General features: G+C 71.4%; 20 protein-coding genes and 2 pseudogenes. 8 read left to right on the forward strand and 14 right to left on the reverse strand.

Annotated elements, in window-relative coordinates; all coding sequences use genetic code 11:
* The first annotated feature begins 632 nt into the window (after nucleotides 1-632).
* Nucleotides 633-1,304 carry a DUF4166 domain-containing protein gene (locus tag AMK19_RS20485; RefSeq protein WP_073814461.1) on the forward strand — a complete coding sequence of 224 codons (672 nt, stop codon included), beginning with the start codon at nucleotides 633-635 and terminating at the stop codon, nucleotides 1,302-1,304.
* Nucleotides 1,305-1,342: 38 nt separating this feature from the next.
* Nucleotides 1,343-1,984, forward strand: a complete 642-nt coding sequence (locus tag AMK19_RS20490; protein ID WP_073813861.1) for a TetR/AcrR family transcriptional regulator — start codon at nucleotides 1,343-1,345, stop codon at nucleotides 1,982-1,984.
* Between the two features lie 70 nt (nucleotides 1,985-2,054).
* On the opposite strand, the gene AMK19_RS20495 is transcribed toward AMK19_RS20490, so the two are convergent.
* The 4 genes from AMK19_RS20495 to AMK19_RS20510 all read right to left on the reverse strand — a co-directional run bounded on the left by AMK19_RS20495 (nucleotide 2,055) and on the right by AMK19_RS20510 (nucleotide 6,529).
* Nucleotides 2,055-3,578 carry a CoA-acylating methylmalonate-semialdehyde dehydrogenase gene (locus AMK19_RS20495; RefSeq protein WP_073813863.1) on the reverse strand — a complete coding sequence of 508 codons (1,524 nt, stop codon included), beginning with the start codon at nucleotides 3,576-3,578 and terminating at the stop codon, nucleotides 2,055-2,057.
* 106 nt (nucleotides 3,579-3,684) lie between these two features.
* On the reverse strand, nucleotides 3,685-4,428 hold the full coding sequence (locus AMK19_RS20500) for a hypothetical protein (RefSeq protein WP_073813865.1): 744 nt from the start codon (nucleotides 4,426-4,428) through the stop codon (nucleotides 3,685-3,687).
* 18 nt (nucleotides 4,429-4,446) lie between these two features.
* The gene (locus AMK19_RS20505) at nucleotides 4,447-4,896 is read right to left on the reverse strand and encodes a hypothetical protein (RefSeq protein WP_073813867.1); all 450 of its coding nucleotides are present in this window, start codon (nucleotides 4,894-4,896) and stop codon (nucleotides 4,447-4,449) included.
* Nucleotides 4,897-5,014: 118 nt separating this feature from the next.
* A complete protein-coding gene (locus AMK19_RS20510; RefSeq protein WP_073813869.1) occupies nucleotides 5,015-6,529 on the reverse strand; it encodes a gamma-aminobutyraldehyde dehydrogenase in 1,515 nt (504 codons plus the stop codon).
* A gap of 183 nt (nucleotides 6,530-6,712) precedes the next feature.
* Between AMK19_RS20510 and AMK19_RS20515 the strand changes: the two genes are divergently transcribed.
* Complete coding sequence (locus tag AMK19_RS20515; protein WP_073813871.1) at nucleotides 6,713-8,359, forward strand: PucR family transcriptional regulator; 1,647 nt, start codon at nucleotides 6,713-6,715, stop codon at nucleotides 8,357-8,359.
* Between the two features lie 138 nt (nucleotides 8,360-8,497).
* Here AMK19_RS20515 and AMK19_RS20520 read toward each other — a convergent pair whose 3' ends face one another.
* A complete protein-coding gene (locus AMK19_RS20520; RefSeq protein ID WP_073813873.1) occupies nucleotides 8,498-9,856 on the reverse strand; it encodes an aspartate aminotransferase family protein in 1,359 nt (452 codons plus the stop codon).
* Nucleotides 9,857-10,036: 180 nt separating this feature from the next.
* A complete protein-coding gene (locus AMK19_RS20525; protein ID WP_073813875.1) occupies nucleotides 10,037-11,482 on the reverse strand; it encodes a gamma-aminobutyraldehyde dehydrogenase in 1,446 nt (481 codons plus the stop codon).
* A 266-nt stretch (nucleotides 11,483-11,748) separates the two neighbouring features.
* Between AMK19_RS20525 and AMK19_RS20530 the strand changes: the two genes are divergently transcribed.
* The 4 genes from AMK19_RS20530 (at nucleotide 11,749) to AMK19_RS20545 (ending at nucleotide 15,688) form a co-directional block, all read left to right on the forward strand.
* A complete protein-coding gene (locus AMK19_RS20530) occupies nucleotides 11,749-12,222 on the forward strand; it encodes an Lrp/AsnC family transcriptional regulator (RefSeq protein ID WP_030458782.1) in 474 nt (157 codons plus the stop codon).
* Nucleotides 12,219-13,613, forward strand: coding sequence for an aspartate aminotransferase family protein (locus AMK19_RS20535; RefSeq protein ID WP_073813877.1), 1,395 nt, complete (start codon nucleotides 12,219-12,221; stop codon nucleotides 13,611-13,613). Before AMK19_RS20530 ends, AMK19_RS20535 begins: the two co-directional genes overlap by 4 nt.
* Before the next feature lie 215 nt (nucleotides 13,614-13,828).
* Nucleotides 13,829-14,536, forward strand: coding sequence for an ABC transporter ATP-binding protein (locus tag AMK19_RS20540; RefSeq protein ID WP_073813879.1), 708 nt, complete (start codon nucleotides 13,829-13,831; stop codon nucleotides 14,534-14,536).
* 12 nt (nucleotides 14,537-14,548) lie between these two features.
* Complete coding sequence (locus AMK19_RS20545; RefSeq protein ID WP_073813881.1) at nucleotides 14,549-15,688, forward strand: hypothetical protein; 1,140 nt, start codon at nucleotides 14,549-14,551, stop codon at nucleotides 15,686-15,688.
* A gap of 61 nt (nucleotides 15,689-15,749) precedes the next feature.
* On the opposite strand, the gene rlmN is transcribed toward AMK19_RS20545, so the two are convergent.
* The 6 genes from rlmN to rpsB all read right to left on the reverse strand — a co-directional run bounded on the left by rlmN (nucleotide 15,750) and on the right by rpsB (nucleotide 21,509).
* The gene (rlmN, locus tag AMK19_RS20550) at nucleotides 15,750-16,850 is read right to left on the reverse strand and encodes a 23S rRNA (adenine(2503)-C(2))-methyltransferase RlmN (RefSeq protein ID WP_073813883.1); all 1,101 of its coding nucleotides are present in this window, start codon (nucleotides 16,848-16,850) and stop codon (nucleotides 15,750-15,752) included.
* 85 nt (nucleotides 16,851-16,935) lie between these two features.
* Nucleotides 16,936-17,802: a phosphatidate cytidylyltransferase gene (locus AMK19_RS20555; RefSeq protein ID WP_073813885.1), complete on the reverse strand. Its 867-nt coding sequence runs from the start codon at nucleotides 17,800-17,802 to the stop codon at nucleotides 16,936-16,938.
* Nucleotides 17,803-17,944: 142 nt separating this feature from the next.
* Entirely contained in the window at nucleotides 17,945-18,502 is a 558-nt protein-coding gene (gene frr, locus AMK19_RS20560; protein WP_073813887.1) for a ribosome recycling factor, read from the reverse strand.
* A gap of 81 nt (nucleotides 18,503-18,583) precedes the next feature.
* Nucleotides 18,584-19,339: a UMP kinase gene (gene pyrH / locus AMK19_RS20565; protein WP_073813889.1), complete on the reverse strand. Its 756-nt coding sequence runs from the start codon at nucleotides 19,337-19,339 to the stop codon at nucleotides 18,584-18,586.
* Nucleotides 19,340-19,623: 284 nt separating this feature from the next.
* Entirely contained in the window at nucleotides 19,624-20,463 is an 840-nt protein-coding gene (gene tsf, locus AMK19_RS20570) for a translation elongation factor Ts (protein ID WP_073813891.1), read from the reverse strand.
* A gap of 131 nt (nucleotides 20,464-20,594) precedes the next feature.
* Nucleotides 20,595-21,509 carry a 30S ribosomal protein S2 gene (gene rpsB, locus AMK19_RS20575; RefSeq protein ID WP_073813893.1) on the reverse strand — a complete coding sequence of 305 codons (915 nt, stop codon included), beginning with the start codon at nucleotides 21,507-21,509 and terminating at the stop codon, nucleotides 20,595-20,597.
* Between the two features lie 752 nt (nucleotides 21,510-22,261).
* On the opposite strand from rpsB, the pseudogene AMK19_RS38650 reads away from it, so the two are divergent.
* Nucleotides 22,262-22,531, forward strand: a pseudogene (locus AMK19_RS38650) (peptidoglycan DD-metalloendopeptidase family protein); the annotation flags it as partial.
* A 72-nt stretch (nucleotides 22,532-22,603) separates the two neighbouring features.
* On the opposite strand, the gene AMK19_RS20585 reads toward AMK19_RS38650, so the two are convergent.
* Together AMK19_RS20585 and whiG are read right to left on the reverse strand one after the other, a co-directional pair.
* On the reverse strand, nucleotides 22,604-23,239 hold the full coding sequence (locus AMK19_RS20585) for a TetR/AcrR family transcriptional regulator (protein WP_241844501.1): 636 nt from the start codon (nucleotides 23,237-23,239) through the stop codon (nucleotides 22,604-22,606).
* Between the two features lie 85 nt (nucleotides 23,240-23,324).
* Nucleotides 23,325-24,074: pseudogene (gene whiG / locus AMK19_RS20590) on the reverse strand (RNA polymerase sigma factor WhiG); the annotation flags it as partial.
* Between the last annotated feature and the right edge of the window lie 68 nt (nucleotides 24,075-24,142).

Below are 24,142 nucleotides of genomic sequence, written 5' to 3' on the forward strand. Positions count from 1 at the left end.
GCGTTGACTTTTGGCACGCTGTTGAGTTCTCAAGGAACGGACGCTTCCTTCGAGCCGCATTCCTGCGGACCCTCCGGGCGCTTCGTTCTTTCGTGTTCTCAGCTTATCAGATGTTTTCCGCTCCGTTTTCCGGAGTTTCGATCCGACTTGCTGTTTGTCTTCCCTGCCTCGCGGCCGTTCCGACGTTTCAAACTCTAGCCGATCCCCGCTCCGAAAAGCGAATCCGCCGCAATCTCCGAAAACGCGCACAGCAAATACGAACAGAGACGCGAAAAGGACGCGACCCGACACGGATCAACTGGGTGGTTCTCAAGGGATTGGCCGCCCCGGGACCGTCCACACAGATGCGTGTCCGGTGCTCCCTGCCGAGCGACCAGTGAACACTACGCCGGATCCGCCCCAGACGCAAACGCCCCCCGAGTCGGCGATCCACGACCCACCGGCACCCACTCTTGAGCAGTCGCTCAAACCTCTGCCATGATGCCCACGCCAAGCGTTGAGCGATCGCTCAAATCCGTTCAGGGGGATCAACCGTGCCCGTCACCACCACTGCCGTCACCACCACTGCCGTCACCACCGCCGTCGCCACCGACCGAACCGACTCCCCAACCGCCGGCGGTCCCGCCCGTTCGATCTTCCACGCGGCACTGGGCGCGGACTTCGAGCGGCTGCACCCGGAGCTGCGGCGCAGGTTCGGGTTCTCCAGCGTGGACGGCTTCGCCTGCATCGGGACGGGACGGATGGACCGGGTCGAGCACGGCTCGCCGCTGCTGGTGCCACTGCTGACCGCAGGGGCGCGGCGCAACGTCCTGTTCCCGGACCAGGGGCGGGACGTCCCGTTCACCATCGCCAATTACGCGTACCGGGACGGGTTCGGGCGGGAGACGGTGACGTTCGTACGGACGTTCCAGTTCACCCGGCCGCGGCGGTTCGACGCGACGATGGTGGCGGCGCCCGACCGGCCGGGGACGGTGGTCGACTACCTGGGCACGCACCAGCACCTGGCGGTGGACCTGCGGCTCGGGGTGTCGACGCGGGGTGGGCTGCTGATCTCGTCGGAGGCACACCGGGTGGCGGCGCTGGTGGGGGCACCGATCGTGCCGGAGCTGCTGCGGGCGCGGGCGGATCTGCACGAGTGGTTCGACGACGAGTCGGGGCGGTTCCGGATCCGGGTGCGGGTGAGCAATCCGCTGGTGGGCCTGGTGCTGGGCTACCAGGGGTGGTTCACGGCGGAGTACCCGCAGGTGGGGTCGGAGGGGATTCCGCGTCACGTCCGCCCGGTCCGTGAGCGTTCCCGGATGTGACGGGTCCCGTCGGTCGGGCGGCGGTTACGCTGCGGCGCATGGGCGACACACGTGAGCGGTTGATGGATGCGGCGACCAGTGCGCTCAAACGGCAGGGGATCTCGGGGGTGTCGGCGCGGAGCATCGCCGCCGAGGTGGGGGCCAACCAGGCGCTGGTCTTCTACCACTTCAAGACGGTGGAGGGGCTGCTCGCGGCGGCGGCGCTGCGGGAGACGGGGCTGCGGCTGGAGCGGTACCGCGAGCGGTTCGCGGAGGTGCGTTCGCTGCGCGAACTGCTGACGGTCGGCCAGGACCTGCACGTCCAGGAGCGCGAAAACGGGAACGTCGCGCTGATGGCGCAGTTCCTGGCGGGGGCGACGGGCTACCCGCAGCTCGCGGAGGTGACGGCCGAGGCGCTGCGGCTGTGGACGGTGGAGATCGAGGCCGTCCTGACCCGGCTGTTCACGGGGCATCCGCTGGCGGAGTTCCTCGATCTGGCGGGATTGGCGCAGGCGGTGACGGCGGGGTTCGTCGGGCTGGAGCTGTACGAGGGCGTCGATCCGGCGGGCGCGCAGGGCGCGTTCGCGGCGCTGGACCAGTTGGGGCTGCTGGTCGAGGTGGTGGACGGGCTCGGCCCGGTGGTGTCGCGGGCGGTGCGGGCCACGGTGCGCCGCCAGGTCAAGAGCAGCGGCGCCGAGTAGAAGCAGGCGCCCATGCCGAACGGCCGGCCCCGGGAGGAGGGGCCGGCCGTCGTCATGTCACGCGGTGGGTTCAGCTGTTGGTGGGGAACCCGAGGTTGATGCCGCCGTGCGACGGGTCGAGCCAGCGCTGGGTGACGGCCTTGCCGCGGGTGAAGAACTGGACGCCTTCGGCGCCGTAGGCGTGGCTGTCGCCGAACAGCGAGGCCTTCCAGCCGCCGAAGGAGTAGTAGGCGACGGGGACGGGGATCGGCACGTTGATGCCGACCATGCCCACCTCGACCTCGTTCTGGAAGCGCCGGGCCGCGCCGCCGTCGTTGGTGAAGATGGCGGTGCCGTTGCCGTACGGGTTGTTGTTGATCAGTTCGAGGCCCTCGTCGTAGGAGGGGACGCGGACGATCGACAGGATCGGGCCGAAGATCTCGTCGTTGTAGACGGACATGCCCGGCTTGACGTGGTCGAACAGGGTGGGGCCGAGCCAGAAGCCGTCGGCGGTGGGGGCACCGGAGGCGTCCTCGGTGGCGATGGCGTGCTTGCGGCCGTCGACGGCGAGCTCGGCGCCGTCGGCGACACCGGACTCGACGTACGAGGTGACCTTGTCGCGGTGCTGGCCGGTGACCAGCGGGCCCATCTCGGACTCGCCGTTGCAGCCGGGGCCGACCTTGAGGGTGGCCATCCGCTCCTTGATCTTGGCGACCAGCTCGTCGCCGATCGGGTCGACGGCGACCAGCACCGAGATGGCCATGCAGCGCTCGCCGGCCGCGCCGAAGCCGGCGTTGATGGCGGCGTCGGCGGCCAGGTCGAGGTCGGCGTCGGGCAGCACCAGCATGTGGTTCTTGGCGCCACCGAGGGCCTGCACGCGCTTGCCGTAGCGGGTGCCGGTCTCGTACACGTAGCGGGCGATCGGGGTGGAGCCCACGAAGGAGACCGACTTGACGTCGGGGTGCTCCAGCAGGCGGTCGACCGCGACCTTGTCACCGTGGACGACGTTGAAGACGCCGTCGGGGAGACCGGCCTCCTTCCACAGCTCGGCGATGAAGTTGGCCGCGGACGGGTCCTTCTCGGAGGGCTTGAGGACGACCGTGTTGCCGGCCGCGATGGCGATCGGGAAGAACCACATCGGCACCATGGCCGGGAAGTTGAACGGCGAGATGATGGCGACCGGGCCGAGCGGCTGGCGGATCGAGTAGACGTCGACGCCGGTGGAGGCCTGCTCGGTGAAGCCGCCCTTGATCAGCTGCGGGATGCCGCAGGCGTACTCGACGACCTCCTGGCCGCGGGCGAGCTCGCCGAGGGCGTCGGAGTGCACCTTGCCGTGCTCGGCGACGATGATCGCGGCGAGTTCGTCCTTGCGGGCGTTGAACAGCTCGCGGAAGTTGAACAGCACCTGGGTGCGCTTGGCGATGGACGCCTTGCGCCAGGAGGTGAAGGCCTGGGATGCGGCGGCGACCGCCTGGTCGACCTCGGCGATCTCCGCGAAGTCGACCTGACCGGTGATCTGGCCGGTGGCCGGGTCGAAGATGTCGCCGCGGCGGGGCGCGGTTCCGGCGGTGGCGACGGACTGGCCGCCGATCCAGTGCGTGATGTGCTTGCTCAAGGGTCTCTGCCTCCGATGTCCACGGATGTCCCGCGCTCGTTGTCCAGTCTGCGCGGCACACCGGGCCCGCTCAACGAGCACCCTGACGGGGAAGCGTGATTCACCCTTACAGGTCGTCGGAAGCGGCCTCGGGATCGTCCTCCGCGGTGTCCTCGGCGTCCAGGTAGGGGTCGTGCAGCCCGTCGGCGAGTTCGGTGGTCTCCAGCAGGTCGAGCCGCAGGTCCTGGGCCCAGCTCTCGGCCCACTCGCGGGTGTCGGCGGCCCCGGCGGGGAGCAGCGCGGCGGCGCTCTCCAGTCGGTCGGCGAGCGTCCCGGCGGTGAACTCCTCGTCGAACGTCCCTGCCAGGGCGAGGAGTTGGCCTTCGCGCAGGCGGGCGGTGAGGGCGTGCAGGGCGAACAGGTCGGCGGGCAGGGCGCGTTCGCAGAGGGTGAGGACGGCGAGCGCGGCGGTGTCCTCCAGTGCGGCGACGGGGACGGGGGCGTCCTCGGGCAGCACGGGCGGGTGGGCCAGCGGTTCCCTGCGCAGTTCGACGCCGATCGGTTCTCCGGCGCCGACCGAGAGTTGGTGGCGTCGGGCGGTGCCGGGGGCGTCCTCGGTGCGGTGGCCGGCGGCGCGCAGGGTCTCGGCGAGTCCGGTGGCGAGGTCGGCGAGCGGCGGGCCGTCCGCGCAGACCAGCAGCAGGTCGGCGCCGTGCAGGCGGACGGGCAGGCCGTGCAGCCGGAGCGCGTCGGCCCCGGCGAGGGCGAGGCCGTGTCGCAGGCAGTACGGCTGGGCGTCGATGAGCAGCCGGGCGCGGTCGGTGTGCTGGTCGCGGGTGGGCGGCCCGGGGTCGGCGGTGCTGGTGTCCATGGGGACAGTGTGGTCCGCTCAGCGGGGGAAGCGCGGGCAGCGCAGGTGTACGGCGGTGTCGTGCAGGGCGAGTTCGAGGGCGGCGGGGTCGACGAGGCGTCCGCTGCGGTGCGGGGGGATCAGCCAGTGCGGGCCGCGGCCGGTGCGGTCGGGGTGGGGGACGGCGATCCAGATGCCGTCGCCGGAGCGTCGGATGCCGGTGCCGATCCACCGGTCGGCGGTGCCGACGGGGACGAGGAAGCCGACGGTGTCGTCGGCCGGGTCCGCCAGAACGGGTCCGCCGCCGGGCCGGTCGAGCAGGGCGGCGGCGGGGCGGCCGAGCGGGCCGGGCGCGTGCAGGACGTCCCAGCGGCGGCCGGCGGGCAGCAGGGCGAGGCCGGTCCGTTCCCAGCTGCGGCGGCAGCGGTCGGGGTCGGGGTCGGCGTCGGCCAGCCAGTGCAGGGCGCTGGGGTGGCGGGTGGTGCTCATGTGCGGTTCCTCGTCTCTCCCGGGTGACGGGCGGCAGGCGGGGTGCCTGCTGCCGTCACCGGGGAGAGCGGGGCCGCGGCGTTCTCTTACACGGATCGCCGCGGGGAAAACCGGACTGTCAGCGGTCGCCGAAGATGGTGCGGTGCCAGTCCTTGCGGGCGACCGCGGTGGTGTCGAACATGACGTGCTTGACCTGGGTGTATTCGTCCAGCGAGTACTGCGACATGTCCTTGCCGTAGCCGGAGGCCTTGTACCCGCCGTGCGGCATCTCGCTGATGATCGGGATGTGGTCGTTGACCCAGACGCAGCCGGCGGCGATCTCGCGGGTGGCGCGCAGCGAGCGGTGGATGTCGCGGGTCCAGGCGGAGGCGGCCAGGCCGTAGGGGGTGTCGTTGGCGAGCCGCAGGCCTTCCTCGTCGCTGTCGAAGGGCAGCACGACGAGCACCGGGCCGAAGATCTCGCCCTGGACGACTTCGCTGTCCTGGGCGGCGCCGGTGATCAGGGTGGGCCGGTAGTAGGCGCCGAGCGAGAGGTCGTGGCCGTCGTGGCCCTTGCCGTCGGCGGGGCCGCCGGTGACCACGGTGGCGTAGGAGCGGGCGCGTTCGACGAAGCCGGCGACGCGGTCGCGGTGGGCGAAGGAGACCAGCGGGCCCAGGTCGGTCTGCGGGTTCAGCGGGTCGCCGAGGCGGATCGCGGCGTACAGCTCGGCGACGCCGGCGACGAAGGCGTCGTACAGCGGGCGCTGGACGTAGGCGCGGGTGGCGGCGGTGCAGTCCTGGCCGCTGTTGATCAGCGAGCCGGCGACGGCGCCGTGCACGGCGGCGTCCAGGTCGGCGTCGTCGAAGACCACGAACGGGGCCTTGCCGCCGAGTTCGAGGTGGGTGCGCTTGACGGTGGCGGTGGCGATCTCGGCGACCCGCTTGCCGACGGCGGTGGAGCCCGTGAAGGACACCATGGCCACGTCGGGGTGGCCGATCAGGTGCTCGCCGGCGGTGCGTCCGGCACCGGTGACGACGTTGACGACGCCGTCGGGGATGCCCGCGTCGGTGCAGGCCTGCGCGAACATCAGCGAGGTCAGCGGGGTGAGCTCGGCGGGCTTGAGGACGATCGTGTTGCCGGCGGCGATGGCCGGGAGGATCTTCCAGGCGGCCATCTGCAGCGGGTAGTTCCACGGCGCGATGCTGCCGACCACGCCGATCGCCTCGCGGCGCACGTACGAGGTGTGGTCGCCGCTGTACTCGCCGGCGGCCTTGCCTTCGAGGTTGCGGGCGGCGCCGGCGAAGAACGCGGTGTTGTCGACGGTGCCGGGGACGTCGAACTCGGTGGACAGCTTGATCGGCTTGCCGGTCTGCGCGGTCTCCACCCGGGCGAACTGCCCGGCCCGGTCGCTCAGGATGCCGGCGAGCCGGTTCAGCGCCTCGGAGCGGGCGCCAGGGGTGGCGCCGGACCACTCGGGCAGGGCGGCACGGGCGGCGGCGACCGCGGCGTCGACGTCGGCCGTGGTGGCGAGCTCGACCTGCTGGACGGTGCTGCCGTCCGCAGGGTTGACCACCTCGAACGGCTCGCCGCCGGTGCCCCGGGTCTGGCGGCCCGCGATGTACTGCGCGCCGTCGTTGAAGCTGGTCAGGTCCATGAGTTGCCTCCATTGCCTACTCGACCCGGCCGACGATGCCTCGGTTCGGGTGCCGGAGGCAAGCGGCACTCAGCAACGGCCCGGACGGGCGGCCTTACAGGCTGCAAGGCAGAGGCCGGGCGACAGGGCGTCGCTCCCGGGCATGATTCACTTGACACCCTGAAACCCCTGGAGGTGTCCGCGATGCTGCCCACCGTCGCCCGCGTGCTCGATCTCGACGTGATGCGGCGTGGCCTGCCCCAGGTGGTGGCCGGGGCCTCCGCGCTGGAGCGGCCGGTGCGCTGGGTGCACGTCAGCGAGCTGCCGGACCTGGCGGGCCTGCTGCGCGGCGGCGAGCTGGTGCTGTCCACCGGCATCGCGCTGCCGGAGGACCGGGACGGGCTGGCCCGGTACGTGCGGGAGCTGGCCGAGGTCGGGGTGGCCGGGCTGGTGATCGAGTTCGGCCGGCGCTACTTCGACTCGCTGCCGCGGGCACTGGTGGCGGCCGCCGAGCGGCACAACCTGCCGCTGGTGGCGCTGCGCCGGGAGCTGAAGTTCGTCGCCGTCACCGAGGCGGTGCACGCGCTGGTGGTGAACGCGCAGCTGGAGCAGCTGCGGGTGTCCGAGGCGGTGCACCAGGTGTTCAACGAGCTGGCCACCGAGGGCGCGGAGCCCGCCGAGGTGGTCCGGCAGGTCGGCCGGATGGCGGGCGCACCCGTGGTGCTGGAGAACCTCGCCCACCAGGTGCTGGCGCACGACACGGCCGGACGCGGCGAGCAGGAGCTGCTGGAGAACTGGGAGCACCGCTCGCGCGGCGTCAACCCGCCCGGCCGCACCGGCTACGACCCGCGCTCGGGCTGGCTGGTGACCACCGTCGGCGCGCGCGGCCAGGACTGGGGCCGGCTGGTGCTGGTCGACGAGCCGGCGCCGCTCCCCCAGGACGTGCCGCACCCGCACGCGATGCTGCTGGAGCGCGGCGCGGCCACCCTCGCGCTGAACCGGCTGGTGGTCCGCGACCGCGAGTCGCTGGAGCGGCAGACCCACCGCACCCTGCTGTCGGGCATCCTCACCCACTCGCTGACCGTCTCCGAGGTGGCGCTGCGCGCCCAGGCGCTGGGCGTTCCGCTGGAAGGCCGCCGGCTGGTCGGCGTGGTGCTGCGGCAGCGTCACGGTCCGCTGCCCGCCGCCCTGGAGGCGCAGGCCCGGCTGCGCGACTTCACCGAGCTCGCGGCCACCGCGATCCGCTCCTCCCGGCTCTCCGCGCTGGTCGGCGCACTGGACGACGAGGGCGTCGGCGTCCTGATCGCCCTCGGCTCGCAGCAGGACGAGCACACCTCGCTGGAGGCGTTCGCCGCGGCACTGCGCCGGCTCTCCGCGGACGCGGGCCGGGACGGCGCGGCCGCCGAGCCGGTGATAGCGGTCGGCTCCTCGGTGGGCTCGGTCCGCGACGCCCGCCGCGCCCTGCTGGAGGCCACCCAGGTCGCCGACGCCGCTCTGCACGACGCCCCCGGCAGCCGCGCCGCCTACTACCGCCTCCCCGACGTCCGCCTCCGCGGCCTGCTCCACCTGCTCCGCGACGACGAGCGCCTGCAGACCTACGTCGAACGCGAACTCGGCCCCCTGCTCGCCCACGACGCCGAACACGGCGGCCAGTTGGTGCAGATGCTGCGGATCTACCTCGAACAGGGCCGCAACAAGTCCGCCGCCGCGGACGCCGCCCACCTCTCCCGCCCGTCCTTCTACGACCGCCTCCACAAGGTCGAACGCATCCTCGCCGTCGACCTCGACCAGGTCGAGTCCTGCCTGTCCCTGCACGTCGCCCTGCTGGCCCTGGACGCAGTCCGCCGCTGACGCACGGTCAGCGGCGGCCCCGGGATCAGTGCGGTCCGAGGGCGACCGGTCCGGCCGGCTCGTTCGCTGTGACCTCCAGCGCGGGCGGCGCACGAAGGCCCCGGGCAGTCGCCCGAGGCCTTCTTCGCCGACGAATCGTCAGATCGTGTGCGCGTCCGTGAGGGTGAGCACCTCGTCCAGCACCGCGAGGCCGGTCTTGGCGTCCTCCTCGCTGATGTTGCACGGCGGGACCACGTGGAAGCGGTTCATGTTGGTGAACGGCCACAGGCCGCGCTTCTTGCAGGCCGCGGCGAGCTCGGCGATCGGCGCGTTGTCGGCGCCGGCCGCGTTGTACGGCACCAGCGGCTCGCGGGTCTCGCGGTTCTTCACCAGGTCGAGCGCCCAGAACACGCCGAGGCCGCGGACCTCGCCGATCGAGGGGTGACGCTCCGCCAGCTCGCGCAGGCCGGGGCCGAGCACGTTCTCGCCGATGTGCTTGGCGTTCTCCACGATGCCCTCCTCGGCCATCGTGTTGATGGTGGCGACCGCGGAGGCGCAGGCCAGCGGGTGGCCGGAGTAGGTGAGGCCGCCGGGGAACGCCTTCTGCGCGAAGGTCTCGGCGATCGCGCCGGAGATCGCCACGCCGCCGAGCGGCAGGTAGCCGGAGTTGACGCCCTTGGCGAAGGTCAGCAGGTCGGGGGTGATGCTCCAGTGGTCGGCGGCGAACCACTCGCCGGTGCGGCCGAACCCGGCCATGACCTCGTCCAGGATGAACACGATCCCGTACTTGTCGCAGATCTCCCGCACGCCCGCCAGGTAGCCGGCCGGCGGCACCAGGATGCCCGCGGTACCGACCACGGTCTCCAGGATGATCGCCGCGACGGTGCCCGGGCCCTCGAACGCGATCGTCTGCTCCAGGTGGGCGAGCGAGCGCTCGCACTCCTGTGCCTCGTTCTCGGCGTGGAAGTTGGAGCGGTAGGCGTACGGGCCCCAGAAGTGCACGATGCCGGAGACGCCGGCCTCGTTGGCCCAGCGGCGCGGGTCGCCGGTCAGGGCGATCGCATTGGCGGTGGCGCCGTGGTACGAGCGGTAGGTGGAGAGCACCTTGTGCCGGCCGGTGTGCAGCCGGGCCATCCGGATCGCGTTCTCGTTCGCCTCGGCGCCGCCGTTGGTGAAGAAGATCTTGTCCAGGTCGCCGGGGGTGCGCTCGGCGATCAGCCGGGCGGCCTCGCTGCGCGACTCCTCGGCGAAGCCGGGGGCGATGGTGCACAGCTGGGCGGCCTTGGCCTGGATCGCGGCGACCACCTTCGGGTGCTGGTGGCCGATGTTGGTGTTCACCAGCTGCGAGGAGAAGTCCAGGTAGCGGTTGCCGTCGTAGTCCCAGAAGTAGGAGCCCTCGGCACCGGCCACCGCGAGGGGGTCGATCAGCGCCTGGGCGGACCACGAGTGGAAGACGTGCGCGCGGTCGGCGGCCTTGACGGCCTGCCCGGCGACCGAGTCAGCGGTGGGAGTGCTCATGCGCCCAGCGTAGGGACGCCGCCCTGCCCGGGGCAGCTGCATCGTGTCACGGGAGCTTCGCGCCTCCCTGACAGGGTGAAAACCCAGGGGCGCGAGGAACTGCGCGCCCGATCACCCGCTCACGAAGAGCGATGATCGAAGGCTCAGTTCCCCGCGCCCCTTCTCCGTCCGCTACGCGATTCAGATCGCGGTCATGACGTGCTTGATCCGGGTGTAGTCCTCGAAGCCGTACGACGACAGGTCCTTGCCGTAGCCCGACTTCTTGAAGCCGCCGTGCGGCATCTCCGCGACCAGCGGAATGTGGGTGTTGATCCACACCGCGCCGAAGTCCAGGCGGCGGGACATCCGCATCGCGCGGGCGTGGTCCTTGGTCCACACCGAGGAGGCGAGGGCGAACTCGACGCCGTTCGCGTACTCGACGGCCTGCTCCTCGTCGGTGAACTTCTGCACGGTGATGACCGGGCCGAAGACCTCGTTCTGGATGATCTCGTCGTCCTGGTTCAGGCCGGAGACCACGGTCGGCGCGTAGAAGTAGCCGACCTCGCCGACCCGGTGACCGCCGGCCTCGACCTTGGCGTGCGAGGGCAGGCGCTCGATGAAGCCGGTGACCTGCTTCAGCTGGTTGGCGTTGTTCAGCGGGCCGTAGAGCACGTCCTCGTCGTCCACGCCGCCGGTCTTGGTCTCGTTCGCGGCCTTGGCGAGCGCCTCGACGAACGCGTCGTGGATCGACTCGTGCACCAGCACGCGGGTGGCGGCGGTGCAGTCCTGGCCGGCGTTGAAGTAGCCGGCCACCGAGATGCCCTCGACGGCCTCGGCGATGTCGGCGTCCTCGAAGACCACGACCGGGGCCTTGCCGCCGAGCTCCAGGTGGACGCGCTTGACGTCCTTCGCGGCGGACTCGGCGACCTGCATGCCGGCCCGGACCGAGCCGGTGATGGAGGCCATCGCCGGGGTGCGGTGCTCGACCATCAGGCGACCGGTCTCGCGGTCACCGCAGATGACGTTGAAGACGCCGGCCGGCAGCTCCATCTCCTTCAGCACGCCGCCGATGATCTCGGCCAGCAGCACGGTGGAGGCGGGGGTGGTGTCGGAGGGCTTCAGCACCACGGCGTTGCCGGCGGCGATCGCCGGGGCGAACTTCCACACGGCCATCATCATCGGGTAGTTCCACGGCGCGACCTGCGCGCAGACGCCGACCGGCTCACGGCGGATGATCGAGGTCATCCCGTCCATGTACTCGCCCGCGGCCTTGCCCTCCAGCAGACGGGCGGCGCCGGCGAAGAAGCGCAGCTGGTCGACCATCGGGCCGATCTCCTCGGAGAGGGTCAGCGCGCGCGGCTTGCCGGTGTTGCGCACCTCGGCATCGACGATCTCGTCGGCCCGGGCCTCGACCGCGTCGGCGATCTTCAGCAGCAGCTTCTGCCGGGTGGACGGGATCGAGTCGCGCCAGATCGGGAAGGCGGCTGCAGCGGCGGCCATCGCGGCGTCCACGTCGGAGGCACCGGACAGCGGCGACGTCGCGTACACCTCGCCCGTGGTCGGGTCGACGATGTCGAGCGTGCGGCCGTCCGCCGCGTCGACGAACTCACCGTTGATGTAGTTGCGCAGCGTACGAAGCTCGCTCACGGGTCTCTCCTCGGTCTGGGCCTGCGTCGTTGCAGCCACGCGCGCCAGATTACTCCGGCGGGGGGCAGACACAGCATGTCAGCGACAAGCCACGATCGGCGGTGTGCACGCTCGCGCGTGTACGTCGCCAGACTACCTCCGGCACTGCTGTAATCGACAGAAGCCCGCCCGGAGTGCCACGCATTCCGCTCTTGATCATCAAAAGGACGACGAAATCAGCAGCACCGTCGCTTGCGATTCGCTCGTCCGTGGGGCACAGTGTCGGCGTGGCCAACCGTGACCGGAACGCCAGCGTTCCCCTCGACGCCGCCTCCAAGGCGATCATCGAGCAACTCCAGGAGGACGGGCGCCGTCCGTACGCCGCCATCGGCAAGGCCGTCGGCCTGTCCGAGGCGGCCGTCCGACAGCGCGTCCAGAAGCTGCTCGACCAAGGCGTGATGCAGATCGTCGCCGTGACCGATCCCCTCACCGTCGGCTTCACCCGCCAGGCGATGGTGGGCATCCGCGTCGAGGGCGACATCGAACCGGTCGCGGACGCGCTGGCCGCGTTCGACGAGGTCGACTACGTGGTCTGCACCGCGGGTTCGTTCGATCTCCTCGCAGAGCTGGTGTGCGAGGACGACGAGCACCTCCTCGAACTGATCAACAAGCGCATCCGCGCGCTTCCCGGCGTGCGGAGCACCGAGAGCTTCGTTTACCTGAAGCTCCGGAAACAGACCTACACCTGGGGCACCCGATGACAGCCGAGCCGGCGCAGAAGGACCTTTCCAAGACCGCCTACGACCACCTGTGGATGCACTTCACCCGCATGTCGTCGTACGAGAACTCCCCCGTGCCGACGATCGTCAAGGGCGAAGGCACCTACGTCTGGGACGACAAGGGGCGCAAGTACCTCGACGGGCTCGCCGGCCTGTTCGTCGTCCAGGCCGGCCACGGCCGCGAGGAGCTGGCCGAGGCCGCTGCCAAGCAGGCCAAGGAGCTCGCCTTCTTCCCGGTGTGGAGCTACGCCCACCCGAAGGCCGTCGAGCTGGCCGAGCGCCTGGCCAACTACGCCCCGGGCGACCTGAACAAGGTCTTCTTCTCCACCGGTGGCGGCGAGGCCGTCGAGACCGCGTGGAAGCTCGCCAAGCAGTACTTCAAGCTGACTGGCAAGCCGACCAAGTACAAGGTCATCTCCCGCGCGGTCGCCTACCACGGCACCCCGCAGGGCGCCCTGTCGATCACCGGCCTGCCGGGCCTGAAGGCCCCGTTCGAGCCGCTGGTGCCGGGCACCCACAAGGCCCCGAACACCAACATCTACCGCGCCCCGTCCTTCCTGACGGCGCCCGACGGCACCGTCGACCCGGAGGCCTACGGCCGCTGGTGCGCGGACGAGATCGAGGTGGCCATCCTCAACGAGGGCGCCGAGACCGTCGCAGCCGTCTTCGTCGAGCCGGTGCAGAACGCCGGTGGCTGCTTCCCGCCGCCGCCCGGGTACTTCCAGCGCCTGCGCGAGATCTGCGACCGCCACGACGTGCTGCTGGTCTCGGACGAGGTCATCTGCGCCTTCGGCCGCCTGGGCACCATGTTCGGCGCCGACAAGTTCGGCTACCAGCCCGACATGATCACCTGCGCCAAGGGCATGACCTCGGGCTACTCCCCGATCGGCGCCACGATCATCTCGGACCGCCTGGCCGAGCCGTTCTACAAGGGTGACAACACCTTCCTGCACGGCTACACCTTCGGTGGCCACCCGGTCTCCTCCGCGGTGGCGCTGGCCAACCTCGACATCTTCGAGCGTGAGGGTCTGAACCAGCACGTCCTCGACAACGAGTCGAACTTCCTGGGCACCCTGAACAAGCTGCGCGACCTGCCGATCGTCGGCGACGTTCGCGGCAACGGCTACTTCTACGGCATCGAGCTCGTGAAGGACAAGGTCACCAAGGAGTCGTTCAACGACGAAGAGATCGAGCGCGTTCTCTACGGCTTCCTGTCGAAGGCCCTGTTCGACAACGGCCTGTACTGCCGCGCCGACGACCGTGGCGACCCGGTCATCCAGCTGGCCCCGCCGCTGATCTCCGACCAGTCGACCTTCGACGAGATCGAGCAGATCCTGCGGACCAGCCTGACCGACGCGTGGGCGAAGATCTGATCTTCTGAGCTTTCTTCCCCACCCTCCACCGAAGGGCGGCCCCGACTCCTCACCGTCGGGACCGCCCTTCGGCGTACCCGGGAACGAATCTGCGAGCAACACGCCGCTTTCGCGGCGATTCCTCCCTGTTCGGGCCAGTGCGGCGCACCCGCACGGCCGTCCGATCGTTCTAATCTGACGACTGTCATATCCCCGTCGGCACCTGGATGGATCCCATGTCATCGGCCCCGCCCGACAACGACGTGCTCTGGGCCCGAGGGATCGTCAAGTCCCATCACGGCAGCCCCGCACTGCGCGGCGTCTCCCTGCGCATCCGCGAGGGCGAGATGCTCGCCGTCACCGGCCCGCGCGGCTCCGGCAAGTCCACCCTGCTCGGCTGCCTCTCCGCCCAACTCGCGGTCGACGAGGGCGAGGTCTGGTTCCACAGCTCCCCCGTGCACACCCTCAACCGGGCCGGCCGCGAGCGGCTGCGCCGCGAACGCTTCGGCTGGGTCGGCTCCGAACCGCACCTGGTACCGGAACTGACGGCCCGTGAGAACGTCGCCCTGCCGCTGCTGCTGGCCGGCGCCGGCCACCGCGCCGCCCACCGCGCCGCCATCGAATGGCTCGAACGCCTCGACGTCGCCGCCTGCGCGAAGCTCCGGCCCGCCGACCTCCCGCAGGACCTCCGCCAGCGGATCGCCGTCGCCCGGGCCCTCGCCCCCGAACCACCCGTGGTCTTCGCCGACGACCCCACCGCGCCGCTGCACCGCGACGCCCGCGAACAGGTCCTGCGGATACTGACCAGCGCCGCCCGGTCCCACCGACTGACGCTGGTGCTCGCCACCCACGACCCGGAGCTCGCCCACTTCGCCGACCGCACCGTCCATCTGGTCGACGGCCGGATCGCGGCCGAGACCGCCGCCGTCCCCGCCGGGCGCTGAGAGGGTCTCGACGTGTACTACCTCGGACTCGCCCGCGGCTACCGCGCCCTCGATCTGGCCCGCTGGCTGCTCACCACCGGCGCCGCCGCCGTGGTCGCCGCCTTCCTGCTGCGCGCCCTCGGCCGGGCCCTCGCCGAACCCGCCGGCGGCACCGACCGGCTGCTGTGGTGCCTGCCCCCGCTGGCCGCCGTCGCCTGGTTCGCCGCCGTCGCGGCCCGCGCCGTCCCCGCCCAGCACCCCGAGCGGATCACCGGCCTCACCGCCGCCGGCGCCGGACCCCGCAGGATCCGGCTGCTGATCGCCGGCGAGATCGCCCTCGCCTGCGCCCTCGGCTCCGGCCTCACCCTGCTGCTCTTCCTGGTGCTGCGCAACGACATCGCCGGGCCCTCCCTCGCCGCCGACATCGGCATGGGCGTCCCGCTGCCCGCCGCCGCGCCGGTCGCCCTGCTCGCCGTCCCCACACTGGTCGCCGGCACCGCCGCGGCCTGTGCCGTCCGCCTCCCCGACAGCCTGCCCGGCCGCCGCGCCGAAACCGCCCGGCCCGGCTGGAGCGCCCGACGGCTCGCCCTGCCCGCGCCCGTGCTGCTCGCCGGAATCGGCCTCGAACTGTACGGACTGCGGCCCGGCGCCACCGACGCCGAACGCACCCTCGACCTGCCCGGCGGCCTCCCCGCCACCAGCCCCGCCCTGCTGGCCGGCTGGACGCTCGCCGCCCTCGCGCTCGCCCTGTGGACCGGCCCGCTGCTCGCCCTCACCGGGCGGCTGATGGTGATCCGCCGGCCCGCGCCGCTGCGCCTGCTGGCCGGCCGTGCGCTCACCGCCCAGGCGCACCGCCTCGGCACGCCGCTGGCCGTGCTCACCGCGATCGCCGCGCTGCTGCTGGTGGCCGGCCGCAGCTGGGCCCGCACCGACACCGACGTCCCCGCGCTCACCCTGGTCGAGGGGCTGCTGATCCTGGCCTGCGCCGTCGCCGCGCTCGCCGCCCGCCTGCTCGAACTGCGCGCCGACCGCCGCCCCGCCCTCGCCGCCCTGGACCGCCTCGGCACCCCGCCCGGCCTGCTCACCGGCACCCTCGCCCTGCGCGCCCTGGCCGCCGGCACCGTCCTGCTGGTCACCGGCGGCCTGACGCTGGCGCTCTGCCCGCTGCGCTGACGCAGAACTCCCCGGCGGTTCCCTCGCGGGAGCCACCGGGGAGTCCGGGGAAGTCGGGGCCTCAGCCCGCCGCGGCCAGCTGGCCGCAGGCGCCGTCGATCTCCTGGCCGCGGGTGTCGCGGACGGTGGTCGGCACACCGTGCGCCTGCAGCCGGCGGACGAACTCGCGCTCGTCCTCCGGACGGGAGGCCGTCCACTTCGAACCCGGCGTCGGGTTCAGCGGGATCAGGTTCACGTGCACCCGCTGGTTCTTGATCAGCCGGCCGAGCAGGTCCGCCCGCCACGCCTGGTCGTTGATGTCCTTGATCAGCGCGTACTCGATCGACACCCGACGGCCGGACTTCTCCGCGTAGTTCCACGCGGCGTCCAGCACCTCGGCGACCTTCCACCGGGTGTTCACCGGGACCAGCTCGTCCCGCAGCTCGTCGTCCGGGGCGTGCAGCGACAGCGCCAGGCGGCAGCTCAGGCCCTCGTCCGCGAACCGGTGCATGGCCGGGACCAGGCCGACGGTGGAGACCGTGATGCCGCGCTGGGAGAGACCGAAGCCGTCCGGCGTCGGGTCGGTGAGGCGGCGGATCGCCGACAGCACGCGGTTGTAGTTCGCCAGCGGCTCGCCCATGCCCATGAACACGACGTTCGACAGCCGCGCCTCGCCGCCGGGCACCGCCCCGGACTTCAGGTCACGCATGCCGGCCGCGATCTGCTCGACGATCTCGGCGGTCGACAGGTTCCGGGTCAGCCCGGCCTGGCCGGTCGCGCAGAACGGGCAGTTCATGCCGCAGCCGGCCTGCGAGCTGATGCACATCGTCACCCGGTCCGGGTACCGCATCAGCACCGACTCGACCAGCGTCCCGTCGAAGAGCTTCCACAGCGTCTTGCGGGTCTCGTCGTCGTCGCACGACACGTGCCGCACCACCGACATCAGCTCGGGCAGCAGCGCCTCGGTCAGCTTGCCCCGGCTGGCCGCCGGAATGTCAGTCCAGCTCTCCGGGTCGTTCGAGACCCGACCGAAGTAGTGGTTCGACAGCTGCTTCGCGCGGAACGGCTGTTCGCCCAGCTCGGCGACGGCCTCCTTGCGCTCGGCAGGGCTGAGGTCGGCAAGGTGTCGCGGGGGCTTGGCGCCGCGCGGCGCGACAAAGGTCAGTTCTCCGGGCTTAGGCATGGTCCGTCCAGTGTCGCAGACCGCGGAACCTCCCCATAAACGGCGAACGGCCCCCGAATCGGAGGCCGTACCGGTCGGGCGCCCGTCAGTTGCCGACGAAGACCGTCAGCAGCAGCCAGACCACCGGGGCGGTCGGGAGCAGCGAGTCCAGGCGGTCCATGATGCCGCCGTGGCCGGGGAGCAGGGTGCCCATGTCCTTGATGCCGAGGTCGCGCTTGATCATGGACTCGGCGAGGTCGCCGAGGGTCGCGGTGACGGCCGCGCAGCCGCCCAGGATCAGGCCCTGCCACCAGGAGCCGCCGTCGATCAGGAAGTGCATCAGCAGCGCGCCGGCGATCATCGACAGGCCGATGCCGCCCGCCAGGCCCTCGCGGGTCTTGCCGGGGCTGATGGTCGGGGCGAGCTTGGTGCGGCCGAACTTGTAGCCGACGGCGTACGCACCGGTGTCCGAGCAGATGGTGACGACCAGGAACAGCAGGATCCGCCAGGCGCCGTCGTCGGCGGCCAGGATCAGCGCGACGAAAGTCGCCAGGAACGGCACGTAGAAGGCCGTGAACACACCGGCCGTTATGTCGCGCAGGTAGTTCTCCGGCGGCGTGGCCATCCGGGCGACCATCATCGCCAGCCCGGTGAGCGCCAGGATCGCCGCCGCCCACTGGCCGCCCTCGAAGTAGCCGGCCACCACCATGCCGACGCCGCCGACCAGCAGCGGGATCTGCGGGACGTGGATGTCCTTGCGCTCGGCGAGCCGGCTGGTGAGCTCCTGGATGCCGACGGCGACGGCGGCGGCCACCACCACCATGAAGACCGCCTTGACCACGAACAGCGAGGCCGCGATCACCGCCCCGAGTCCGACTCCCACACCTATCGCGGCGGGCAGGTTGCGGCCGCCGCGCGGCTTGCGGGGCTGCTGTTCGGTCTGGGCCACGGAGGTCTCCTGGGCGGGGGGCATGAACTGAGTCTGTGCCGCGCCGCCCCCTTCGCCATACCGGAGGCCGCCGCGAGTGACCCGTTTGGTGCCGGCCCGGGTCGAGCCGCGCCCCGGGCCGGGCGGATGAACCGCCGGTCCGGGGCGTACGCGCGGGGGTCTGGGGTCAGACCTCCAGCAGCTCGGCTTCCTTGTGCTTGAGCAGCTCGTCGATCTGCGCCACGAACTTGGCGGTCAGGTCGTCGAGCTCCTTCTCGCCGCGGCGGCCGTCGTCCTCGCCGATCTCCTTGTCCTTGACCAGCTTGTCGATCGCGTCCTTCGCCTTGCGGCGGATGGAGCGGACCGAGACCTTGGCGTCCTCGCCCTTGCCGCGGGCCTGCTTGATGTACTCGCGGCGGCGCTCCTCGGTGAGCTGCGGCAGCACCACCCGGATGACGGAACCGTCGTTCGACGGGTTGACGCCCAGGTCCGAGTCGCGGATCGCGGTCTCGATGGCCTTCAGCGCGGTCTTGTCGAACGGGGTGACCATGGCCATCCGCGGCTCCGGAACGGAGAACGAGGCCAGCTGGTTGATCGGCGTCAGGGTGCCGTAGTACTCCGCGACGATCTTGGCGAACATCGCCGGGTGTGCACGGCCGGTGCGGATGGCGGCGAGGTCGTCCTTGGCGACCGCGACGGCCTTCTCCATCTTCTCCTCGGCCTCGAGGAGGGTCTCGTCAATCACTGTGTGCTCCCTGTCCGGTTCATCTGCTGTTGTCCCGTACCGGTGCCCCGGACGGCTGTTGCTGCTCAGTGCCCCCGACGCCTAGGCCCGGGCGGAGTCCTCGCTGATGAGTGTGCCGATCTTCTCACCCTTGACCGCACGGGCGATATTGCCCTCGGCGAGCAGTTCGAAGACCAGGATCGGCAGACCGTTGTCCTTGCACAGGGTGATCGCGGTCAGGTCGGCGACCTTCAGGTCGCGGGAGATCACCTCGGTGTAGTCCAGCGAGTCGAACCGGACCGCCGCCGGGTTGCTGCGCGGGTCGGAGTCGTAGACGCCGTCGACGCCGTTCTTGCCCATCAGCAGGACGTCGGCGTGGATCTCCAGCGCGCGCTGCACGGCGGTGGTGTCGGTGGAGAAGTACGGCATGCCCATACCCGCGCCGAAGATCACCACGCGGCCCTTCTCCAGGTGCCGGATCGCGCGCAGCGGCAGGTACGGCTCGGCGACCTGACCCATGGTGATGGCGGTCTGCACACGGGTCTCCATGCCCTCCTTGATCAGGAAGTCCTGGAGCGCGAGGCAGTTCATCACGGTGCCCAGCATGCCCATGTAGTCGGAGCGGGCGCGGTCCATGCCGCGCTGCTGAAGTTCGGCGCCGCGGAAGAAGTTGCCGCCGCCGATCACGATGGCGACCTCCGTCCCCGCGCGGACCACCGTGGCGATCTCACGGGCGATGGCGTGCACCACGTCCGGGTCAACGCCGAGGCCGCCTCCGCCGGCGAACGCCTCGCCGGACAGCTTGAGCAGTACCCGGCGGCGGGTGCCGTCCGGTGCGGTCTCCTGCGTCTCCTGCATGGACTTTCCCTTCTCCGCCTGCTGGTCAGCAGATCTGCAAGTGCTACTCACGCCACCGGGCGTGCGGGCCCGGTGCCGTGTACACGAGAGGAGGCCACTGCCGCGGGAACCGGTACGGTCTCCTGCACGGCAATGGCCTCCTCGTCGTTCATGGTGCCGACGCCGCCCTCATGGGGTACTGGAGGGCGCGATCGGCGCGTTCCACCGTCCCTGCGGACGGGCGCTCTCCTACCTTATGTCCGGCTCGGGGCCGGTCCTGGCGGGAGGAGCTGCGCGGAACGGTCTCAGGCGCCGACGCGGAAGCGAACGAAGCGCTTGAGGGTGACGCCGGCCTCGTCGAGGACCTTGGCGACGGACTTCTTGTTGTCCTTGGCGAACGCCTGCTCCAGGACGGAGTTCTCCTTGACGAAGCCGGTGACGCGACCCTCGACGATCTTCGGCAGGGCAGCCTCGGGCTTGCCCTCCTCGCGAGCGGTGGCCTCGGCGACGCGGCGCTCGTTCTCGAGCTCCTCGGCCGGGATCTCCTCGCGGGAGAGGTACTTCGGCGCGAACGCGGCGATGTGCTGCGCGACGTCCTTGGCGGTCTCGGCGTTCTCCTTGTCGAGCTCGACGAGGACACCGATGGTCGGCGGCAGGTCCGGGTCCGACTTGTGCATGTAGACCGCGACGAAGCCGTCGTTGTCGAACTGGGCGAAGCGACGGAAGACGATCTTCTCGCCCAGGGTCGCGTTGGCCTCGTCCACGAACTGCTGGACGGTCTGGCCCGCGGCGATCTCGGAGGCCAGGGCGGTGTCCAGGTCGGCCGGGGAGGTGGCGGCAACGTGCGCGGCGATCGCGTTGGCGACCTCGACGAACTTGCCACCCTTGGCGACGAAGTCGGTCTCGCAGTTCAGCTCGACCAGGACGCCGGACTTCTTGTCCTCGGCGATCAGCGCGGCGACGGCACCGTTGGAGGCGTCACGGCCCTCGCGCTTGGCAACGCCCTTCTGGCCCTTGATGCGAAGGAGCTCGACGGCCTTCTCGACGTTGCCCTCGGCCTCGTCCAGGGCCTTCTTGCAGTCCATCATGCCGGCGCCGGTGAGCTCACGGAGCTTCTTGACGTCCGCGGCGGTGAAGTTCGCCATGGTGTGATCTCTTCTCACGTCTCGCGTGTCTGCGTGGGAAAGTGCCGGGGCCCAGGGTTGTGGGCCTCGGCACGGGAGAGAGGGGCACCCACCGGCTCAGCCCGGCCGGTGCCCCTCGCCCTGGTGGTACGTCAGGCCTGGTCGGCCTCGGCGGCCGGAGCCTCGGCCGGGGCCTCGACAGCAGCCTCGGCGGCGGGAGCCTCGACGGCCTCGGCCTCGGCGGCGGGGGCCTCGACGGCCTCGGCCTCGGCGGCGGGGGCCTCGGCGGCCTTCTCGCCCTCGAGGATCTCCTTCTCCCAGGCGGCCAGCGGCTGGTCGGCGCCCGGCTCGGCCTTCGCGTCGCCCTTGGCGACACCGGCGCGGGACTTCAGGCCCTCGGCGACGGCGTCGGCGATCACGCGGGTCAGCAGGGTGACGGAGCGGATCGCGTCGTCGTTGCCCGGGATCTTGTAGTCGACCTCGTCCGGGTCACAGTTGGTGTCGAGGATGGCGACGACCGGGATGTTGAGCTTCCGGGCCTCGCCGACCGCGATGTGCTCCTTCTTGGTGTCCACGATCCAGACAGCGCTGGGGACGCGCTGCATGTCGCGGATACCGCCGAGGGTCTTCTCCAGCTTGTCGTACTCGCGCTGGAGGACCAGGAGCTCCTTCTTGGTGAGGCCCGAGCCGGCCACATCCGTGAAGTCGATCTCGCCGAGCTCCTTGAGGCGCTGCAGACGCTTGTAGACGGTCGAGAAGTTGGTCAGCATGCCACCCAGCCAGCGCTGGTTGACGTACGGCATGCCCACGCGGGTCGCCTGCTCGGCGATGGCCTCCTGGGCCTGCTTCTTGGTGCCGACGAAGAGGACGCTGCCGCCGTGGGCAACGGTCTCCTTGACGAACTCGAAGGCGCGGTCGATGTAGTTCAGCGACTGCAGGAGGTCGATGATGTAGATGCCGTTGCGCTCCGTGAAGATGAAGCGCTTCATCTTCGGGTTCCAACGACGGGTCTGGTGACCGAAGTGGACGCCGCTCTCCAGCAGCTCCCGCATCGTGACGACGGCCATGTGCCGTGCTCCTCTGTGTCGCCCGGCGCGCCGCGAGGCAGGTGCGCTCTGCGGGGTGCCGGGGCTCTCGGTTGTCCGTGTCGGTCGGGTGACCGCCACGCCTGACGCCCCGACGTGCCAAGCCGCTTGGCCTGCTCGGGGCTTGCGGCCTCGGCAGGCTCGGCGGACCGAGCGGCACTCGCACCGTGCGACCGTTCCCGGAGGGGCGGCCGTTGGTGGCGGGGCGTGCGAAGTCGACCCGGCAGACCGGGTCGCGTGTGAAGTGTACGGGAAGCCCCGAGCGGCGGGCGACTCCGTGCGGTCCCGCCGCCCTGTTCAGCACCGCTGCGGGCGGGCCGGCGACCGGCGTTCACCCCTGCGGGGGACGGCAGTTGTCCACAGCCCCGGGTTTGTCCACAGCTTCCGGAATCGGCGGGTGCTGCGGGCGGTCGGGCCTCCATGGTGGGGGACGCGCCCGCCGAGCGGGCTTGTCGTGGTGTGCGCCGTGTTCGCCGTGCGGGGGAGGAGGTCGGGTCGACGTGGGGCTGGTCGGGGCGTTTCGGGTGGGGGTGGCACTGGCGGTCGCGCTGGTCGCCCCGGTGCTCGCCGGTGCGGGTGCGGTCGGGCGTCCGCCGGCGGCGGTGGCCGCCGTGGGGCCTGCGGCGGTGCCGGTGCCTCCCGGGCCGGGGCGGGTGTGGCCGGTCGGTGACCGCTCCGGGTTGCTGCGGCGGTTCGACCCGCCTCCGGCGCGCTGGGCTGCCGGGCACCGGGGCGTGGATCTGGCGGCTGCGGCCGGGGCGACGGTGCGGGCGGCCGCGCCCGGTGTGGTGACGTTCTCCGGGCGGGTGGCCGGGCGTCCGGTCGTGGTGGTCACCCACCCCGGCTCGGGCACTCCCCCGCTGCGGACCAGCTACCTTCCGGTGGCCGGGTTCGTCCCGGTCGGCACCGCGGTCGCGGCGGGCGACCGGATCGGCGAGCTGACCGGCGACTCGGGGCACTGTCCTGTCGACTGCCTGCACTGGGGCCTGCTTCGCGGCGCCCGCTACCTCGACCCGCTCGCCCTGCTCGGCACCGGCCGCGCCCGGCTGCTGCCGCTCGACGGCCCCTCCGTCGGATCAGCTCGGGGCCGGACCGGGCTCCGGCTCGACCTGGGGCGCAGCGACGGCGCCGGACCGGAGACCGTCCAGCGCGAACCGCACCGCCGTGTCGGCGATCTCCGTCTCGTCGGCGGCCTCCCTGGCCCGCTCGATCTGGCGGACCGCCGCCTCCACCACGCCCTGCAGCAGCGAGGCGGCAACGGCCGGCCTGGCATGGCCGAGCTCCTCCAGGGTGTGCACCACCATCGCGGTCAGACCGGTGTGCGCGGCCCTGATCCGCGCCCGCGCGGCGTCGTCGAGTTCGTACTCCGCGACGGCCACCAGGGCGCGGTGCACCGGGTCGGTGGCCAGCGCCAACTGGCCCCGGACGTACGCCTCGATCCGCTCGGCCGCGCCGTCACAGGCCGCCATGCCGGCTTCGATCTCGGCGGCCCACAGTGGGAGGTCCACCGCGCAGAGCGCCTCCACCAGCTCCGACTTGGACCGGAAGTACTCGTACACCGAGGACCTCGCCAGGCCGGTGCGCGCAGCGAGGGCGCCGAAGTTCAGCGCCTCCCTGCCACCTTCCGCCAACAGGACGCGCGCAGCGTCCAACAGTGCTGCCTGCTGCAACTGTCGATGCTCGGCCACCGTGGCCGCCCGGATTTTCGGCACGCACCAACTCTACGGACGCCGACGGCCGACGGGGGCGCACACCGCGCACCCGCCGACCTGTCGACCCTCGCGTCGTGGCCCGCTCTCAGCGGACGTCCGACATCTTCGCCCGCAGTTGCAGCACCGACTTGGTGTGGATCTGGCTGACCCGGCTCTCCGTCACCCCGAGCACCTGGCCGATCTCGGCGAGCGTCAGGCCCTCGTAGTAGTAGAGCGTCACCACGGTCTTCTCCCGCTCGGGCAGGGTGTTGACCGCGGAGGCCAGCAGACGGCGCAGCTCGCGGTCCTCGGCGATCTCGACCGGATTGTCGGCGCCGTTGTCCGGCAGCGTCTCCATCAGGGTCAGCCGGTCGCCGCCCTCGCCCGCCGAGTGCAGCAGTTCGTCGAGCGCCACCACGTTGGCCAGCGACAGCTGACTGAAGATGGTGTGCAGCTCGTCCAGCGCGATGCCCATCTCCGCCGCGACCTCGGGGTCGTGCGGCGTCCGCCGCAGCCGGGCCTCCAGAGTGGCGTAGGCCCGCTCGACCGCCTTCGCCTTCTGCCGCACCGACCGCGGGATCCAGTCCAGCGCCCGCAGCTCGTCGATGATCGCGCCGCGGATCCGGCTGATCGCGTAGGTCTCGAACTTGATCGCCCGGTCGATGTCGAACTTCTCGATGGCGTCGATCAGTCCGAACACTCCGGAGGACACGAAGTCCGCCTGCTCCACATTGGCCGGCAGCCCGACCCCGACCCTCCCCGCGACGTACTTCACCAGCGGCGAGTAGTGCAGGATCAGCTGGTCGCGCAGCCCGTGGTCCCCCGTCTCCTTGTACGAGCGCCACAGCGCCTTCAGCGCCGACTGGTCGCCGCCCTTCGCCCCGCCCCGCCCCCCTCCCCCGCCCGGGTTCTCCGTCGTGTCCT

This window comes from Kitasatospora sp. CB01950, assembly GCF_001905465.1.
Lineage (GTDB): Bacteria > Actinomycetota > Actinomycetes > Streptomycetales > Streptomycetaceae > Kitasatospora.

Excerpts from the sequence above, each read along its gene's own strand:
- rlmN (WP_073813883.1), bottom strand. The coding sequence starts at position 16,850 with ATGCCTAAGCCCGGAGAACTGACCTTTGTCGCGCCGCGCGGCGCCAAG.
- AMK19_RS20540 (WP_073813879.1), top strand. The coding sequence starts at position 13,829 with ATGTCATCGGCCCCGCCCGACAACGACGTGCTCTGGGCCCGAGGGATC.
- AMK19_RS20510 (WP_073813869.1), bottom strand. The coding sequence starts at position 6,529 with ATGGACCTGACCAGCTTCAACGACGGCGCGCAGTACATCGCGGGCCGC.
- AMK19_RS20520 (WP_073813873.1), bottom strand. The coding sequence starts at position 9,856 with ATGAGCACTCCCACCGCTGACTCGGTCGCCGGGCAGGCCGTCAAGGCC.
- tsf (WP_073813891.1), bottom strand. The coding sequence starts at position 20,463 with ATGGCGAACTTCACCGCCGCGGACGTCAAGAAGCTCCGTGAGCTCACC.
- AMK19_RS20535 (WP_073813877.1), top strand. The coding sequence starts at position 12,219 with ATGACAGCCGAGCCGGCGCAGAAGGACCTTTCCAAGACCGCCTACGAC.
- rpsB (WP_073813893.1), bottom strand. The coding sequence starts at position 21,509 with ATGGCCGTCGTCACGATGCGGGAGCTGCTGGAGAGCGGCGTCCACTTC.
- AMK19_RS20490 (WP_073813861.1), top strand. The coding sequence starts at position 1,343 with ATGGGCGACACACGTGAGCGGTTGATGGATGCGGCGACCAGTGCGCTC.
- AMK19_RS20505 (WP_073813867.1), bottom strand. The coding sequence starts at position 4,896 with ATGAGCACCACCCGCCACCCCAGCGCCCTGCACTGGCTGGCCGACGCC.
- AMK19_RS20555 (WP_073813885.1), bottom strand. The coding sequence starts at position 17,802 with ATGCCCCCCGCCCAGGAGACCTCCGTGGCCCAGACCGAACAGCAGCCC.
- AMK19_RS20500 (WP_073813865.1), bottom strand. The coding sequence starts at position 4,428 with ATGGACACCAGCACCGCCGACCCCGGGCCGCCCACCCGCGACCAGCAC.
- pyrH (WP_073813889.1), bottom strand. The coding sequence starts at position 19,339 with ATGCAGGAGACGCAGGAGACCGCACCGGACGGCACCCGCCGCCGGGTA.
- AMK19_RS20515 (WP_073813871.1), top strand. The coding sequence starts at position 6,713 with ATGCTGCCCACCGTCGCCCGCGTGCTCGATCTCGACGTGATGCGGCGT.